Raw genomic sequence first — 15,061 nt, 5'->3', positions numbered from 1 at the left:
TCGGCGGGAGTGAAGCATCGGCACGAACTGACTCATTCACCTACCGGTCCGAGACGGAGGTGACGCGGTCGTCGCCCGAGAGCGAGGCGATCCGGTCGGCGGTCGTCTCGGGGAGCACCACCGCCGCCGGTGGTAGCTCGCCGTCGTAGTCGCGAGCGAGACCGGCGGCGTACTCCAAGAGAGCGTTCGGCGTCTCGCCGCCGACGGCGGTCGTCCCGGCGACGACGGCGAGTTCGAAGATGTCGGCTTCGAGATTGCGGTCGAGGTCGGCGTTCTCGTCCGTGGACTCGCGGCGAGTCTGGTCGCGGCCGAAGGCACGGACCGTCTCGACGGCGCGTTCGGCGGCGGCCTCCGTCCGGGCAAGGAGGTAGAAGCCGCGGGAGACGAGCACGTCGGCTGCGAGGATGTCGAGGTCAGCATCGAGGTCGGCGTCGAGGTCGGCGGCAGCGAGCCACGGCTCGTCGTGCGCCAGCGTCCGAGTGAGACGGAGTCCTTCGTAGATGAGTTGGACTCCAGCGGCCCGCTCGGCGATCGTGTCGAGGTCGACCACGGGGTCCAGTGCCCGCGCGCTCGTCAGGGTGAGGACACCCGGCGTCATGGAGGTCTCGACGAGTCGCCCGTCGAGCACCGCATGGAGCTCTTCGGGTTCGATATCGGCGAGCGCCTCGCGCGCGGCATCGCGGGCCCGCACGGCATCTTCCATTGGAGTCGTCTAGCGACGGCAAGGGCAAAGACCTTTGGAAAGTGGGCGACACGTGGGGTCGTGATTCGCACGACAGACGAGGGAGTGCTTCGGGTCGTCACCATCGACCGACCCGAGCGACGCAACGCCCTCCGGCCCGACGAACTCGACGCACTGGAGGCTGCCGTCACCGACACCGACGCGTCGGTGGTCTACCTCCACGGCGCGGGCGACGCCTTCTGTGCGGGCGCGGATCTCGACACCGTCGCCGCCCTCGACGACCCCGCGGCGTTCGCCCGCCACGGCCAACGCGTCGCCGACGCACTGCAGGACTCGGCGAGCGTCGTCGTCGCCGGAATCGACGGGGCGGCCCGCGGCGGCGGCGTCGAACTCGCCCTCGCCTGCGACATCCGGGTCGCGTCCCCGGACGCGACGTTCGCCGAGCCGGGCGTGAAGTTCGGCCTGTTCGGTGCCTGGGGTGGGACGGTCCGGCTCTCGCGAGTCCTGCGGGAGGGCGACGCGCTCGACTTCGCGCTCTCGGGCCGTGTCGTCGACGCCGCGGAGGCGAACCGTCTCGGACTCGTCTCGCGGGTCGTCGACGACCCGAAGGCCGTCGCCGAGGAGGTCGCGGCCAACAAAGCCGACGCACTCCGGGTGGTCAAAGCACGGATGCGTGACGACCGTCCACGAGAGGAGCAGGAGGCGGCCGAGGCGGCTGCGTTCGACCGGCTGGTCAAGGCCTACGCTGCCGACATCGCGGCCGACCGCGAGAAGAAGTAGCGTCGGTTGTGCGGTCGTGGTCGTGGCCGTAGTGTTCAGAGGTCCAGCGATTCGGGTGCGGGCGGCATATGGCGCTTGTGTTCGCTCGTGGCGACGAGTTCGTCGACGCGGGCGACCTGTTCTTCGGTGACATCGAGTTCGCGGACCGTCGCCGACGTCGACAGCGGCCCGTCGACGTGGAGTGCGAGCACCGCGTCGAGCGTGTCGTAGGTCAGGCCCATCTCCTCCTCGTCGGTCTGGCCCAGCCACATCTCGGCGGAGGGCGTCTTCATGACGAGGTCGTCGGGGACGCCGACGTGGCTGGCGAGTTGCCGGACTTGCTGTTTGTAGAGGGTCCCGATGGGGTTGCAGTCAACCGCCTGGTCGCCGTACTTCGTGAAGTAGCCCGTCATCGCCTCGCTCCGGTTTCCGGTCCCGAGGACGATGCGGTTCTCGTGGTTGGCGACGAAGTAGTTCACGACGGCCCGCGAGCGGACGCGGACGTTGCCCGCAGCCATCTGGTCGTCTTTGCCCTCCGGATAGGCCTCGAAGAAGGCGTCGACGATGGGGTTGATCTCGATGACGTCGTACTCGATGCCCAGTTCCTGGGCGACGCGCTCGGCGTCGCTCATGTTGCCGTCGGTGTTGACCTCGCTCGGCATGACGAGTCCGTGCAGACCGTCCTCGCCGAGTGCCTCGACGGTGAGATAGGCCGTCAGCGTGCTGTCGATGCCGCCGGAGAGACCGAGCGCGGCACCGTCGGCACCGGCGTTCTCGACGGTGTCGCGGATAAACGAGACGAGATGGTCGCGAGTGGCTTCGAGTTCTGCCTCCGAGAGCCGGAGGTCGAGTGGTGCGGCGTCGGAGACGACGGACTGGTGGTCGCTCATTACAGCGTTCTTCGGAGCGCGAGGACTAATAGCCACCTTTCGACTCGCGGAAGTTGGACACGTGTCCATTCCGGAGAAACGCTATATTCAAGTGACGGGCCGGGGTAGGCTGTGGTGCGCCGAGCACCGATGGGTCACCGAACGCTGTGAGGTGAGTCTCGGAGCGTGACAACGAGCGCGCCGATGGTCCAATGGTAGGACAGTGGCTTCCCAAGCCACTAGTCCGGGTTCGATTCCCGGTCGGCGCATTTCTGTCGAACGAAGTGAGACGAAATGCGCAGGGAATCCGAACCCTGCCAGTCGCAGCGTTCGAGCGGAGTGAGAACGACCGTCTGGCTCCGGTTCGATTCCCGGTCGGCGCATTTCCCCGAGAACCAACCGACGAGCAGCACGTTCCCTTCGGTCATTTGCCGACCCACTCGTTCCACGCCTTCGCAGGATTGTACCTTCCGACAACTGTCTATGATTTGAATACATTTCACTTCCCTAGCACGTGGGCGAAATTATATTGCCTCTCGCGGCCATTTTTTGCTCAAGACCATGTTGAGTAGTCAACTCACCGAGGAGAGGGGAGTCGAACCGACAGAGGAGACGGGAGGGGAACTCTCGACGTGCCCACTCTGTGAGCTCGCGCACGGCACGCGGACCGACCTACGGGTGCATCTGATGACGAGCCACAACAAGAGCGAGATCACCGAAATCCTCCTGCAGGCCTACGAAGAGCCGCTCGCACCGCTCTGAACCCGTCTCTTTGCCTCCAGCGCGAGACTCCGACGACACACACTCTTTTGACTCCCTCCCGTCTCACCAGTATGCAACTCACCGTCGAGACCGACGAGCGACTCTGCGTCACCGACATCACCGACCGCGTCGCCGACGCCGTCCCAGCCGAGGCGACCGGTCTCTCTCTCGTCTTCGTCGAGCACACGACCGCCGGTGTCTGTCTGCAAGAGCACGAACGCCGCCTCGTCGGCGACATCGAACGCTACCTCGCCGACGCCGTGGCCGACGAGGGCTGGGCGCACGACGAACTCGACGGCAACGCCGACTCGCATCTCCGGGCGATGCTCGTCGGTAACAGCGTCACCCTCCCCGTCACCGACGGCACGCTCGACCTCGGGACGTGGCAGTCAGTGCTCTTCGTCGAGTGCGACGGGCCGCGGACGCGACGGGTGACGGTCCGGGTCGTGTGAGTCCTGCGGAAAAACGAGCCGTTACCGAACCGTGTGGCCGTCTTCGCTCAGTGCTTCTGCGACCGTCTCGTCCAGTTTCGCCCGTAGCTCTGGGGAGAGCCGTTCGATGCTCGGGTCCTCGTCCATGAGTTCGACTTCGGCGGTCTCGCCCGGCTCGATGAAGCGGTAGCGACGGCCGTACTTCTCGCCGTTGTTGCCGAAGACGACCACGCCGAGACAGGGTTCGCGGGCCGGCTCACCGGCTTCGGTGGCTGCCTCGTACGCCCCCCAGTTGCCAACCGTGTGGACGACGACGGTCGCGAACCCCGAGAGGTTCGTCGCGTAGCGGCGGAGCAACAGCCCCTGTTCGAGTTCGCGGCGTTCCCACACCGTCCGCTCGCCGGTCCGCTCGTCGACGCCGACAACCTGCTCGGGCGTGATTTCGACAACCTCCCACTCGGTGATGTGCGCCGACTCGACGTCGCGGTCGGCGTCCTTGATGCGGTCGCCGACTTTCACCCCGAAGTAGACCGGTCTGCCCGGCCGCCACTCGATGTAGAGTTCGTCCGGGACGCTGTACACCCGCGCTTCGCGTCCCTGGACTGTCCGATGCTCGACGTTCGTCGTCCCGTCACCTGCGGCTGTAGACATGACTTCTGTTAGCGTGCTGCACGGATAACCTCGTCTGTCGGTGGGTGTCTTCACTCCGACACGTCATGTGGTTTCGACCGTCACTACGATGCCGACGTGTCACCACGATGCCGACACGTGACTACGGTGCCGACACGTCGCCCTCGGGCCACGCGTCGACCAGCGCGCGGAGTTCGCTCGTCGCTCCTTCGTCGAACCAGAGCCGCCGTCGCCACCACGGTCCCTTGCCGGAGTCGTTCGACAGCTCGGTGACGAGGCGGTTCGCGTCGACGCCCGCCTCGGCCGTCGAGAGCGGGACCGCGTGGTCGAACAGCCGTGAGTCCTCGCCGCCCTCGACGAGGACCTTCGCGTCGAACGGGTCGCGTTTGACGTGGGCGTTGTTGGCGAAGACGGCCTGCTCGTCGGGAGCGAGAGCGTCGTACTCGTCGCCCGTCACCGCGCGGACGACGCGGAACTCGCCGATGAGGTAGGTCCCCCAGTCCGGGGTGACCCAGTCGGCCGCGCCCGCTTCGTCGCCGTGGAACGTCAGCGTCGCATAGAAGAACAGCGAGTCGCCGGGGTCGAGTTTCGAGAGCGGCCCGGCTTTCACGCCGTGGTCGTCGCCGTAGGTGTAGCGGTCACACGTCGGATACTCGGCGAACTCCGGGTCGAGGTGAACTGGTAGATTGGCGGCACCGTCGGGGAGGTCGACGGCGAGGTCGAGGTCGGCGTAGGTCGGAACCGACTCGCTCGTCGGCTCCTCTTCGGGAATCGGGACGTACTCGAAGCGGCCGTCGGCGTAGATCGGGCCGCGGACGCCGGGCTGGTTGGTGTTGGCTCCGACGTTGATGGCGATACTGCGGGACATGGCCGCGGCTACGACGACGAGAGTGAAAAGGGAGGCGTTGGAAGCTACGCCAGCCGCCCGGCGCAGTTGCGACAGAAGGTGAACATCGGCTCCGGCTCGTTCGTCTCACCGCAGTGCGGGCAGCTGCGGTCGCCGGTGAGACCGTCGACGTCGGCGGGCCGCGACTCGGTCCACACGCCCGTCGAGGGTTCGGGACCGACGTGTCGGGCACGCTCCGGTCCCTCGCTTTCGCTGGACCGGGCGGTCCGCCGCTCGAACGGCTCCTCCTGCGTCCACAGATATCTGTAGACCAGGACCTGGAACACGACGAGGGCCACGGCGTAGAGTGCGACCCAGGCGAACCACTCCATACCATGTGCTATGTTCTCAAGGAACTTTGTTGCTTCGGTCGACTGACGACTCACGTCGGTCGGAGCGGTCGTCTACCGCCGTTGCCACCGCTACACGTCGAATCACTGGACCGAGCGACAGGACCCGAGAACAGTCTGCCGTCCGCCGTTCGAGACTCAGGGCTGCTTGTGCGGCGTCACGGGACCGCCGACGTCCCGCTGGAACTCGTCGAAGGGCTCGAAGTTCTCGGGGAGGTCGTAGGGAATCTCTCGTTCGTCTTGGCGACTGACGAGTTTGCCGTCGCCGATCTCCTCGGCCTCGTCCTCGAAGCCGGGCTTGATCTTGACGCTCTGTGCGGGCGCGCCGACGACGATGTGGTGGGCGGGTACGTCGCCCTGGACGTTCGCGCGGGCACCGACGATGGCGTTCTCGCCGACGCGGGAGCCAGCGCGGACCATCGCGTCGTAGGTGATCCGGACGTCGTCCTCGACGACGGTGTGGAAGTTCCGCACCTCGGTCTGGTCGACGACGTCGTGGTCGTGGCTGTAGAGGTGGGCGTTGTCGGAGATAGAGACCCGGTTGCCGATGGTCAGTTTGCCGCGGTCGTCGAGATGGACGTTGTCGTGGACGACGGTGTTGTCGCCGATGGAGATGTTGTGGCCGTAGGAGAAGGAGACGCCCTTAAAGATGCGGAGGTTGTCGCCCGCCTCGTCGAAGAGATGGTTCGCGAGCATCTGGCGGAACCGCAGCGCGAACTCGACGTTGTCGGCCATCGGCGTCGCGTCGAACTGCCGCCAGAGCCACTGGAGATGTTTCGAGCGTTTGTACCGCTCTTCGTCCTTCTCGGCGTAGTATTCGGACTCCAGTGTGGAGTTACAGGGGTCGTAGCCCTGCAGTCGGACGCGCTCGGCGGGGCTGACGTCCGCACCAGCCTGCCACCGCTCGTAGGCGTCGCGGTCGCCGAAGAGGTCGATAAGCGTGTCTTCGACGACTGTACAGGTGCTCTCGTCGCCGGAGAGTCGCTCGTCGACCTCGTCGATGAACGCCTGTAGCCCGGATTCTGCCTCCTCGGGCAGGGAGACGTGGCGCTTGGTCATGGGGGCTGTTCGGTGGGGCTACCCATATGAATTCGGGTGTGTAACGGAGGCGTCAGACCCCGACGCTGGCGGCCGGTTTTGCCTCCTTCTGGACGGCCAGCGTCCGTCCCCCGGTGCGGTGCGTTGGGCTGAACAGTGCACCGGGACGTTCCGAGACGGAAGTGATGGCGCGGCTGTCGGGGGTTGTCGGGGGTTGTCGGGGGCTGTCGGAGGCGATTCCCGGTCGACACGACACACGACAGCATGGGTTTTCCGGCGAACCGTTTCGGCTAAGTGGCCGGGAAGCTACGGCCTAGGTATGAACTACCGTACGCTCGGTGATTCCGGCATCGAAGTGAGCGAAGTCGGCTTCGGCGCGTGGGTCGTCGGGACGGACTGGTGGGGCGACCGCTCGGACGAGGAGACCATCGAGATGGTCCAACTCGCGCTGGACCAGGGCATCACCTACTTCGACACGGGCGACGTCTACGGCCACGGCGAGAGCGAGAAGCTGCTCGCTCGGGCACTCAACGAGTACCGCGACGAGATTACGCTCGGGACCAAAATCGGCTACGACTTCTACAACCATCCCCAGGCCGGTCACGGCGAACTGCCGAAGAACCTCGAGCCCGACTGGATTCGGACCTGCGTCGAGCGCAGCCTCGACCGACTCGACACCGACCACATCGAGTATCTCCAGCTGCACAACGCCAACGTCGACGAGGTGACCCCCGAGGTCATGGAGACGCTCGAACAGTTGCGAGAGGAGGGCGTCGTCGACGCACTCGGCTGGGCGATGGGTCCCTCCATCGGCTGGCTGGCCGAACACGAGGCCGCTGCGGACCTCGACTTCGACGGTCTCCAGACCGTCTTTAACGTCTTCGAGCAGACGCCGGGCCGCCACGCACTGGACCACATCGAGGAGATTGGCGCGGATACCTCCGTCATCGCCCGCGTCCCGCACTCCTCGGGACTGCTGAACGAACACGTCCGGCCCGACACGGAACTCGAAGCTGGCGACCACCGCGGCTTCCGCCCCGACGCGTGGTACGAGACGGGCTGGGAGAAACTCGAGACCCTGCGGTTCCTCGAACGCGACGGCGAGCGGACGATGGGGCAGGCCGCCATCCAGTGGCTCCTCAGCCACGACGCCGTCGCCTCCGTCACGCCGACGTTCTACACCGCCGACGACATCCGCGAGTGGGCCGCTGCCTCCGAGACGCCGCCACTCTCCGACGAGGAGGTTCAGCGCGTGGAGGAACTCTACCAGGACAACTTCGGCATCGACCGCGCCGACGGCATGGACAGCCTCCGGTCGTCGATGGGTGGCGAGGACATCCGCGCCGCCGGCGTCGACAAGCAGGTCGCCGACGACTGAGCCGAACCATGAACCGCTCGATTCGACGCCTGCTCGGCGTCGTCGTCACCGTCACGCTCGTCGTCCACTCGGTGCTCGCTGCGGGTGTCGTCGCCCACGCCCGCTCGTCGGGCCGTGACGACGGGCCGAAGTGGGCACTCGCGACGCTCCTCGGTGGGCTGCTGGGCGTCGCGGGCTACGTCCGCGCCGACGACTGACGACGCTCTCTTTACTCTCCGTCGCCACGTTGGCCGAGCCACCAGCCCGTCCCGGCCCCGAACGCGGCGACCGCCGTCCCGACGCCGACGCCCGCGAAGAATCCCGGCTCTTCTTCGTCGGCCGTGGTGAGGTCGCTCCGTCGCTGGACGCTGCTGTCTCGCGGAGCGTAGTCCTGTCTGTCGGGGACGCCGTCGTTGTCACTGTCCTCGCTCGACGGCTGTGGCGTCGGCGTCCGCTCGGCGACGCGACAGCCTTCTGTCTCCACTGCGACCGACTCGCCGACGAGCGCGTGGACCCGCCCCTCCTCGTCGCCGACGAAGACCGTGCCGTCGACGACGACGGGTGACGTCTCGACGGGACCAGTCAGTTGATACGACCAGCCGAGCGAGCCGTCGGCCGCGTCGACGGCGAAGACGTTGCCCTGCCGGCTGCCGACGTAGACGGTCGCGTCGGTTCCTGCACCGGCGACCGTCGGCGAGACGTCGAGCCACGTCCCGCCGTCGAAGGTCCACTGCTGCCTTCCTGTCTCTCCGTCCAGTGCGTACAGGTTCCCGTCGGTCACGGCGACGTAGACGGTCCCGTCGGCGACGGCCGGCGAGGTACGCACCTCGACCTGTCGCTCCTCGCTCCCGGCGTTCGGGAGCTCGACCGCCCACTGCTCGCTCCCATCGTTCGGGTCGAGTGCGTGGACGGTCGCGGCGTCGGTCCCGACGAAGACGGAGCCGTCGCCGACCGCAGGATTCGTCGCCCGACCGATGTCCGCGTGCCACTGTCGTTCCCCGGTGGCCGCGTCGAACGCAGCGAGCCCGAACTTACCACCGCCGTAGACGGCACCGTCGCGGGCGGCGAGCGAGCCGTACAGCGGTCCGTGTTCGAGCGGAGCGTCCCACCGAACCGCACCGTCCGCCCCGTCGAGTGCGAACAGTCGGGGACTGTCCGGCTCCCGCTCGGCGTCGCTGTCGCCGTCCGATTCGCGAATCTCGTCTCTCACGACGAACAGCGTCGGGTCGCCGGGGCCACCGTCGGCCACGAGGACGGATGTCCAGAGCTGTGCGCCGAACCGCTTCGACCAGAGTTCCCTGCCACTCTCGACCCCGAGTGCGTAGACGGCGGTCCCGTCGCTCGTGAACAGGCGGTCGCCGGCGACGGTCGGTGCGTTCGGATAGGTCTCGAACCGCGTTTCCCACACCGTCTCGCCGGTCGTCGGGTCGAGTGCGCGGAGACCGCCACCCGGACTGCCGACGTAGAGCCGTCCGTCGACCAGTGTCATCGGCGTGAGTCGGCTCCCGTCGACCCCGATGCACCACCACGGCGACACTGGCTCACCCGGCCCGGACTCCTCGGGCGCGTAGCCGGTCCGGGTGGTATCGACGCCAAACATCGGATGGCTTCCGGTCGGGGCTGGTGCGGGTGGTGCCGACATCGTCGCGGCGTCGCTGGTCTCCGGTGCGTCTGTCGTCGTGGCGTTCGCCGCCGACGGTGTCGTCGTCTCTTGGCTCGCCTGCACGAGACCGACACTGCTCAGCGTCGTTCCGAGGAGAGCGAGGGCTGTCCGGCGGGTATAGTGTAACTCGTGGGAGGGCACGGCTCCTCGGTCGGCGGCCCTCGAAAAAAGACGTTCGGATACTGGCCAGTCTCTGCCGATGTGAACGACGTCAGGCCAGGAAGACGTGTCGCGGCCGGTCCGCCAGCACGTCGCGACCCCACGACACCGTGTCGCGGAAGGCGTCCGAGCGGAAGAAGCCCATCGCGTCCTCCTTCGACCGCCACTGGCTCGCGATGAACATATCGTTCTCGTCCTCCACGTTGACCATCAGGTCCGTGTCGTGGTGACCGTCGATGTCCGCGAGGACGCCGCCGACGGTCCCGAACTTCTCGACGAAGTCCTCCCGGTAATCGGGCTTGACGGTGTAGAACATCCCCATCGTCCCGAAGCCGGACTCCTCGCCGGCGCGCTCGACGATGCCCGGCAGCTCCGAGAGGAAGCCCGCGGCGGTGTCGGCCGCGCTCGCGGTCTCCCAGATGCTCACGACAGCCGCGCGGTCGCGCCCGTTGGCCTCGTAGACGGCGGTCTTGACGTGCGTGCCGTAGTGGTCGAAGTTCTTCCGCAGGCCGTTGACCTCGTCGAACAGCTCCTCGGAGTCGGCCTCCGAGTAGAGGACGGTCGCATACACGTCCTCGCCGTGGGGCTTGCCCGCGTAGATGTTGAGCTCCTCCAGTTCGCCGCGGATGCTCTCCTCGTCGTCCTCGCCGCCACCGTGGGGGTGTCCCGCCGCGTCGTCGTGGCCGTGGTCGCCCTCGTCGCCGTGGGCGTGGGCGTGGCTGTCGTGGCCCTCGCTCTCGCCGTGGGGGTGGCCCGCGGCGTCACTGTGGCCGTGGTGGCTCTCGTGCTCGCTCGTCGGCACCGGCTGGCCGTCGAGGTAGGCTCCGAGGTCCGAGGGCGGGAAGCGGCGGCCGACGTAGAACTGGCCGAACTCGCCGTAGCGCGAGGAGGCCTCGTCGAAGCGCATCTCGTAGACGATGTCCTTGATGTGCGCGGGGTCGTCGGAGAAGAGCGTCACGCCCCACTCGTGGTCGTCGAAGCCGACGGAGGAGGCGATGACCTGCTTGATCTTGCCGGCGTACTCCCGGCCCGTGTCGCCGTGGCCCGCCATCAGTTCGGCGCGCTCGTCGAACGAGAGGTCGTACCAGTTGTACTCCTCGCCGCGACGCTTGCTCATCGGGTAGAACGAGACGTAGCCGTCGTCCGGGATGTCGGGCTTCAGTTTCCCCTCGATGTAGCGGCGCAGTCCCTCGTCGATGTCGTCTTTGTTGCCGTCGAACCAGTCGTCGGAGACGTAGCCCGAGACTTCTGTGACGGAGACGTAGGAGGTCGTCTGCTCGGTGAAGCCTGCGAGCGCAGTGCCCTCGAAGCGTCGCTCGGCCGCCGAGAGCGCGTCGAGCGTCGGCCGGAAGTGGACGACCAGCAGGTCGGCCTTGTGGCCGAGCACGGAGAAGACGGCGGAGGCACCCTCGTCGGCGTCGGCGACGGCTTCGTGGTCTTCGAGGTAGGCGATCCCCTCGTCGGTGGCTCGCTGTCGCGCGCGCTCGGGAGCGTCGCGCCAGGCGTCCCAGTCGACGCTGCGGAAGTCGTGCAGCACGTACCACCCTTCGTCGGTCTGTGGTGCCGTCGGCATACGCTGGGGTTTGGCCCGCATTCGTATGGGGTTTGCGTGTTCGCCGCGTCGCCACGGCACGCTCGAAGCGACCGAAACCCTTTCACGAGCACCCAGGAAACGAAGCGACAATGCGGAAGAGTGGCCCACCGAAAGGACTGATCTCGTATCTCGTCCTCGAACTCCTGGAGGAGAAGCCGTGCTACGGCTACGAGATTCTCAAGGAGATTCAGGACCTCAGCGGCGGCCACTGGGAACCCTCCTACGGCTCCGTCTACCCCATCCTCTACAAGTTCGAGGACAAGGGCTGGACCGAACGCGTCGAACGCGAGGACGAACCCGACCGGAAGTACTTCGCCATCACCGACGCTGGCAGGGAGGAGCTGGCCGAGAAACGCAGCGACTGCGGGACGAAAGCCCGCGAGTTCGCCGACGTCATCCTCGGCTTCTACCACGTCTACGTCGCCTTCGCCACCGACGACCGGTTCGGCGTCGACTGCCCCGACGACGACTGGTGTTTCGACGAGACGTTCAGCTCGTGGATCGTCGAACAGACCATCCGCCACCACGAGCGGGACTTCGGTCCCTTCGAGCGCGTCGACGACACGCCCGAAGAGTTCTCCGAGCGAAACGGTCTCGACCTCGACGGCTGAGGCTGCTAACTACGAATCCGACTGGCGACGCCACTGTTCTACGTGTTCACGCACGGGAAACGGAGAGAGAACAGCGACAGCCGCGCCGACTCAGTTCAGTACTGGTAGCTTCGCGCCTTCGCGTCCGAGTCGGTCTCGTCTTCGAGTGCCATCCGCTCCCGCGCCTGTTCGAAGTCCTCGCGACGGATCTCGGTCCGCTCGTCGCGGATGGCGAACATCCCCGCCTCCGTCGACAGCGAGGCGATGTCGGCACCGCTGTAGTCGTCGAGTTCCTCGGCGAGTGCCGTGAGGTCGACGTCGTCGGCGACGTTCATGTTGCGGGTGTGGATGCGGAGGATCTGCTCGCGGCCCTCGACGGCGGGCTTCGGCACCTCGATGAGGCGGTCGAAGCGGCCGGGGCGGAGGATGGCCTCGTCGAGCATATCGAAGCGGTTGGTCGCCGCGATGATGCGGATGTCGCCACGGTCCTCGAAGCCGTCCATCTCCGAGAGCAGCTGCATCATCGTCCGCTGGACCTCGGCGTCGCCGGAGGTCTTCGAGTCCGTCCGCTTGGAGGCGACGGCGTCGATCTCGTCGATGAAGATGACGGCGGGTTCGCGCTCGGCGGCGAGTTCGAAGAGGTCACGGACCAGCCGCGAGCCTTCGCCGATGAACTTCCGGACGAGTTCGGAGCCGGCCATCTTGATGAACGTCGCGTCGGTCTCGTTGGCGACGGCCTTCGCGAGCATCGTCTTCCCGGTGCCCGGCGGGCCGTAGAGCAGGACGCCGGCCGGCGGCTCGACGCCGACGGTCTCGAACTGCTCGGGGTTGACGAGCGGGTCCTCGACGGCCTCGCGGACCTCCCGGACCTGCTCGTCGATGCCGCCGATGTCGTCGTAGGTGACGGTCGGCGACGTGTCGACCTCCATCGCCTGTGCGCGGGCGTCGGTCTCGGTGTCGAGCAGCGTCTGGACGGCGAAGGAGTCGTTGATGGCGACGCGGTCGCCCGGTTCGAGGTCGCCCTCCAGCGCGGGCGAGACCTCGGTCAGAACCTCCTGGTTGTTGCCGTGTTGTTTGATGACGACGCCGTCGTCGGTGACCTCCTCGATGCTCGCGATGTAGAGCGAGGAACTCTTGAGGACGTCGTTGCGCCGCTTGAGCTGGTCGACCTCCTCCTGGAGGTCGTCGCGACGTGTCTCCGCGCTGTCGAGGCGGTCGTCGAGTTCGTCGTTGACCTGGAGGATGCGGGCGTAGTGCTTGCGCATCGCGTCCAGTCGCTCGGCGTCCGACATATCCGGGTCGAGGTCGAGCCGTGGTCGCTCCGGAAGGGACGGGCTACGTGACATTAGCTACGACACGGTTTGGGATGCGCGTAAATGTGCCTTTGGGTCGACGGACCTCTCTCCGGTGATACTGTCCGCCGTTCGAGACAGTCGCTCGATCGAGAGAGAACGGCTCGGTGCTCAGTCGAGGTCGAGCAGGTCGGCCATCCGTTCGAGGTAGTCGCCGTAGACGGCCAGTGCCTCCTCGATGGGTTCCGGCGAGGCCATGTCGACGCCGGCGGTCTCCAGAATCTCCATCGGGTAGGCCGCCCCACCCATCTCCAGTGCGTCCAGATAGTCGGCGGCGGCGTCGTCGCCCTCTTCGCGGATGCGCTCCACGATGGAGACGGCCGCGCTGATACCCGTCGAGTACTGGTAGACGTAGTAGGAGTAGTAGAAGTGCGGGATGCGCATCCACTCGCGGCGGATGGCGTCGTCGACGACGGCGGGCTCGTAGAACTCAGCTTTCAGGTTGCCGTAGAGTTCGTCGAACGTGTCGGGCGTCAGCGCGCCGCCGTCCTCGGCGACCTCGTGGATCTGCTGCTCGAAGTCGGCGAACATCGTCTGGCGGTAGAGCGTCGACCGGACGCGCTCGAGATACTCGTCGAGCACGTGCGTCCGGAGTTCGTCGTCTTCGACGTTCTCCAAGAGATAGTGCGTCAGGAGCGTCTCGTTGACCGTCGAGGCGACCTCGGCGACGAAGATCTCGTAGCCCGAATACTGCCACGGCTGGGCCTCCTTCGACAGCTCCGAGTGCAGCGAGTGGCCCAACTCGTGAGCTAGGGTAAACATCGAGGTGATGTCGTCCTGGTAGTTCATCATGATGAACGGCTGGGTGTCGTAGGTCCCCGCGGAGTAGGCACCCGAGCGCTTGCCGCGGTTCTCGTAGACGTCGACCCAGCGGTTCTCCAGGCCCTCCGCGACGCGCTCTTGGTAGTCCTCGCCGAGCGGCGCGACGGCCTCGACGATGTACTCCTTGGCCTGCTCGTACGGGATTTCGGGCCCTTCGTCGCCCGTCAGCGACATATAGAGATCCCACATCTGCAGTTCGTCGGCGTCGATGGCCTGCCGCTTCAGGTCGGCGTGACGGTGGAGGTAGCCGAGGTTGTCGCGGACGGTGTTGAGCAGGTTGTCGTAGACCTCGACCGGGACGTTCGGGTCGTCGAGTGCTGCCTCGCGGGCCGTCTCGTAGTTCCGGGCACGAGCGAGTTTGACGTCCGTCTTCACGCTGTTTTTCAACGAACTGCCGACCGCGTTTCTGACGTCGGCCCACTCCTCGTAGAACTCCTCGTGGACGGTCTGGCGGAACTCACGGTTCGGATGCTTCAGCAGCTTCGTGAAGTTGCCCTGCGAGATTTCGACGTCCTCGCCCTCGGGGTTCTCGACCGTCGGGAACGTCATGTCCGCGTTCGACAACATCGAGTAGATGTCGCTCGGCGCGCCCGTCACTTCCGACAGTTCGGCGAGCAGTTCCTCGACCTCCGCCGAGCGGGTGTGGGGCTTCATCCGGAGCACGTCGTCGAAGTAGTGCTGGTACTCCGCGAGCGCGGGTTCGTCGTCGACGAACGCGGCGACGTCCGACTCGTCGAGGGTCTGCTGAATCTCGGGTTCGATGAAGCTCGCCGCACTCTGGGCCTTCGAGGCCAGCGACTGCGCGCGGGCGGAGAGTGCCTGATACTCCTGATTTCGCGTGTCCTCGCTGCTCCGGAGTTGGGCGTACGACGAGACCTTCGAGACGTCGCGGATGACCGCCTCCTCCAGTTCGAGTGCCTCCAGCAGCGTCTCGGCGTCCTCGGTGACGCGCCCCTCGTAGGCACGGATGTCGTCGACGCGCTCTTCGACGTCCTCGAAGGCTGCCTCCCACTCCTCGTCGTCGGCGTAGATGCTCTCGAGATCCCACTTGTACTCCTCGTCGATGTCGCTCCGCTCGGGAACCGAACTCATAGACGCAGGGATGGTAGACGTGGTG

Annotated in this window: 17 protein-coding genes and 1 tRNA gene; 7 read left to right on the top strand and 11 right to left on the bottom strand. The window is 66.5% G+C overall.

The annotated features are described in order from the left end of the window. Positions 1-40 precede the first annotated feature (40 nt). Positions 41-703 carry a DUF7114 family protein gene (locus BLR57_RS14910; protein WP_089698822.1) on the bottom strand — a complete coding sequence of 221 codons (663 nt, stop codon included), beginning with the start codon at positions 701-703 and terminating at the stop codon, positions 41-43. Between the two features lie 60 nt (positions 704-763). Between BLR57_RS14910 and BLR57_RS14905 the strand changes: the two genes are divergently transcribed. Beyond that, positions 764-1,462: an enoyl-CoA hydratase/isomerase family protein gene (locus BLR57_RS14905; protein ID WP_089698821.1), complete on the top strand. Its 699-nt coding sequence runs from the start codon at positions 764-766 to the stop codon at positions 1,460-1,462. A 35-nt stretch (positions 1,463-1,497) separates the two neighbouring features. Here BLR57_RS14905 and BLR57_RS14900 read toward each other — a convergent pair whose 3' ends face one another. Further along, on the bottom strand, positions 1,498-2,331 hold the full coding sequence (locus tag BLR57_RS14900; RefSeq protein WP_089698820.1) for an NAD+ synthase: 834 nt from the start codon (positions 2,329-2,331) through the stop codon (positions 1,498-1,500). A gap of 177 nt (positions 2,332-2,508) precedes the next feature. Between BLR57_RS14900 and BLR57_RS14895 the strand changes: the two genes are divergently transcribed. Beyond that, positions 2,509-2,579: transfer RNA gene (locus BLR57_RS14895), tRNA-Gly, on the top strand. Here BLR57_RS14895 and BLR57_RS19035 read toward each other — a convergent pair. Beyond that, entirely contained in the window at positions 2,550-2,738 is a 189-nt protein-coding gene (locus BLR57_RS19035; RefSeq protein WP_139173371.1) for a hypothetical protein, read from the bottom strand. The genes BLR57_RS14895 and BLR57_RS19035 overlap by 30 nt on opposite strands. A gap of 133 nt (positions 2,739-2,871) precedes the next feature. Here BLR57_RS19035 and BLR57_RS14890 point away from each other — a divergent pair, with 133 nt between their 5' ends. Both BLR57_RS14890 and BLR57_RS14885 read left to right on the top strand, forming a co-directional pair. Beyond that, the gene (locus BLR57_RS14890; protein ID WP_089698819.1) at positions 2,872-3,072 is read left to right on the top strand and encodes a hypothetical protein; all 201 of its coding nucleotides are present in this window, start codon (positions 2,872-2,874) and stop codon (positions 3,070-3,072) included. A 71-nt stretch (positions 3,073-3,143) separates the two neighbouring features. Next, positions 3,144-3,524, top strand: a complete 381-nt coding sequence (locus tag BLR57_RS14885) for a secondary thiamine-phosphate synthase enzyme YjbQ (protein ID WP_089698818.1) — start codon at positions 3,144-3,146, stop codon at positions 3,522-3,524. A 21-nt stretch (positions 3,525-3,545) separates the two neighbouring features. On the opposite strand, the gene BLR57_RS14880 is transcribed toward BLR57_RS14885, so the two are convergent. From BLR57_RS14880 to BLR57_RS14865, 4 genes are all read right to left on the bottom strand, one after another. Continuing rightward, the gene (locus tag BLR57_RS14880; protein WP_089698817.1) at positions 3,546-4,154 is read right to left on the bottom strand and encodes a hypothetical protein; all 609 of its coding nucleotides are present in this window, start codon (positions 4,152-4,154) and stop codon (positions 3,546-3,548) included. 121 nt (positions 4,155-4,275) lie between these two features. Next, positions 4,276-5,001: an Nmad3 family putative nucleotide modification protein gene (locus BLR57_RS14875; protein WP_089698816.1), complete on the bottom strand. Its 726-nt coding sequence runs from the start codon at positions 4,999-5,001 to the stop codon at positions 4,276-4,278. Between the two features lie 44 nt (positions 5,002-5,045). Then, positions 5,046-5,351 carry a DUF7577 domain-containing protein gene (locus BLR57_RS14870; protein ID WP_089698815.1) on the bottom strand — a complete coding sequence of 102 codons (306 nt, stop codon included), beginning with the start codon at positions 5,349-5,351 and terminating at the stop codon, positions 5,046-5,048. Positions 5,352-5,507: 156 nt separating this feature from the next. Beyond that, the gene (locus BLR57_RS14865; protein WP_089698814.1) at positions 5,508-6,428 is read right to left on the bottom strand and encodes an acyltransferase; all 921 of its coding nucleotides are present in this window, start codon (positions 6,426-6,428) and stop codon (positions 5,508-5,510) included. Positions 6,429-6,726: 298 nt separating this feature from the next. Here BLR57_RS14865 and BLR57_RS14860 point away from each other — a divergent pair, with 298 nt between their 5' ends. Further along, a complete protein-coding gene (locus tag BLR57_RS14860) occupies positions 6,727-7,785 on the top strand; it encodes an aldo/keto reductase (RefSeq protein WP_089698813.1) in 1,059 nt (352 codons plus the stop codon). A gap of 8 nt (positions 7,786-7,793) precedes the next feature. Next, on the top strand, positions 7,794-7,982 hold the full coding sequence (locus BLR57_RS14855; RefSeq protein ID WP_089698812.1) for a hypothetical protein: 189 nt from the start codon (positions 7,794-7,796) through the stop codon (positions 7,980-7,982). 11 nt (positions 7,983-7,993) lie between these two features. Here BLR57_RS14855 and BLR57_RS14850 read toward each other — a convergent pair whose 3' ends face one another. Both BLR57_RS14850 and BLR57_RS14845 read right to left on the bottom strand, forming a co-directional pair. After that, positions 7,994-9,568, bottom strand: coding sequence for an outer membrane protein assembly factor BamB family protein (locus BLR57_RS14850; RefSeq protein WP_089698811.1), 1,575 nt, complete (start codon positions 9,566-9,568; stop codon positions 7,994-7,996). A 70-nt stretch (positions 9,569-9,638) separates the two neighbouring features. After that, the gene (locus BLR57_RS14845; RefSeq protein ID WP_089698810.1) at positions 9,639-11,159 is read right to left on the bottom strand and encodes a heme-binding protein; all 1,521 of its coding nucleotides are present in this window, start codon (positions 11,157-11,159) and stop codon (positions 9,639-9,641) included. 110 nt (positions 11,160-11,269) lie between these two features. Between BLR57_RS14845 and BLR57_RS14840 the strand changes: the two genes are divergently transcribed. Then, positions 11,270-11,791, top strand: coding sequence for a PadR family transcriptional regulator (locus tag BLR57_RS14840; protein ID WP_089698809.1), 522 nt, complete (start codon positions 11,270-11,272; stop codon positions 11,789-11,791). A gap of 95 nt (positions 11,792-11,886) precedes the next feature. On the opposite strand, the gene pan2 is transcribed toward BLR57_RS14840, so the two are convergent. Further along, the gene (gene pan2 / locus BLR57_RS14835; protein WP_089698808.1) at positions 11,887-13,116 is read right to left on the bottom strand and encodes a proteasome-activating nucleotidase Pan2; all 1,230 of its coding nucleotides are present in this window, start codon (positions 13,114-13,116) and stop codon (positions 11,887-11,889) included. A 117-nt stretch (positions 13,117-13,233) separates the two neighbouring features. Beyond that, positions 13,234-15,036: an oligoendopeptidase F gene (gene pepF, locus BLR57_RS14830; RefSeq protein WP_089698807.1), complete on the bottom strand. Its 1,803-nt coding sequence runs from the start codon at positions 15,034-15,036 to the stop codon at positions 13,234-13,236. Positions 15,037-15,061 lie beyond the last annotated feature (25 nt).

The sequence above is a fragment of the Halogranum gelatinilyticum genome, from assembly GCF_900103715.1.
Classification (GTDB): Archaea; Halobacteriota; Halobacteria; order Halobacteriales; family Haloferacaceae; genus Halogranum; species Halogranum gelatinilyticum.
The sequence above is the reverse complement of the archived record's forward strand: the minus strand, read 5'-3'. Positions and strand labels throughout refer to the sequence as shown.

Coding starts and splice junctions, on each gene's coding strand:
- BLR57_RS14875 (WP_089698816.1), bottom strand. CDS start 5,001: ATGTCCCGCAGTATCGCCATCAACGTCGGAGCCAACACCAACCAGCCC.
- BLR57_RS14900 (WP_089698820.1), bottom strand. CDS start 2,331: ATGAGCGACCACCAGTCCGTCGTCTCCGACGCCGCACCACTCGACCTC.
- BLR57_RS14845 (WP_089698810.1), bottom strand. CDS start 11,159: ATGCCGACGGCACCACAGACCGACGAAGGGTGGTACGTGCTGCACGAC.
- BLR57_RS14885 (WP_089698818.1), top strand. CDS start 3,144: ATGCAACTCACCGTCGAGACCGACGAGCGACTCTGCGTCACCGACATC.
- BLR57_RS14860 (WP_089698813.1), top strand. CDS start 6,727: ATGAACTACCGTACGCTCGGTGATTCCGGCATCGAAGTGAGCGAAGTC.
- BLR57_RS14910 (WP_089698822.1), bottom strand. CDS start 703: ATGGAAGATGCCGTGCGGGCCCGCGATGCCGCGCGCGAGGCGCTCGCC.
- BLR57_RS14880 (WP_089698817.1), bottom strand. CDS start 4,154: ATGTCTACAGCCGCAGGTGACGGGACGACGAACGTCGAGCATCGGACA.
- BLR57_RS14870 (WP_089698815.1), bottom strand. CDS start 5,351: ATGGAGTGGTTCGCCTGGGTCGCACTCTACGCCGTGGCCCTCGTCGTG.
- BLR57_RS14890 (WP_089698819.1), top strand. CDS start 2,872: ATGTTGAGTAGTCAACTCACCGAGGAGAGGGGAGTCGAACCGACAGAG.
- BLR57_RS14855 (WP_089698812.1), top strand. CDS start 7,794: ATGAACCGCTCGATTCGACGCCTGCTCGGCGTCGTCGTCACCGTCACG.
- pan2 (WP_089698808.1), bottom strand. CDS start 13,116: ATGTCACGTAGCCCGTCCCTTCCGGAGCGACCACGGCTCGACCTCGAC.
- pepF (WP_089698807.1), bottom strand. CDS start 15,036: ATGAGTTCGGTTCCCGAGCGGAGCGACATCGACGAGGAGTACAAGTGG.
- BLR57_RS14865 (WP_089698814.1), bottom strand. CDS start 6,428: ATGACCAAGCGCCACGTCTCCCTGCCCGAGGAGGCAGAATCCGGGCTA.
- BLR57_RS19035 (WP_139173371.1), bottom strand. CDS start 2,738: ATGACCGAAGGGAACGTGCTGCTCGTCGGTTGGTTCTCGGGGAAATGC.
- BLR57_RS14840 (WP_089698809.1), top strand. CDS start 11,270: ATGCGGAAGAGTGGCCCACCGAAAGGACTGATCTCGTATCTCGTCCTC.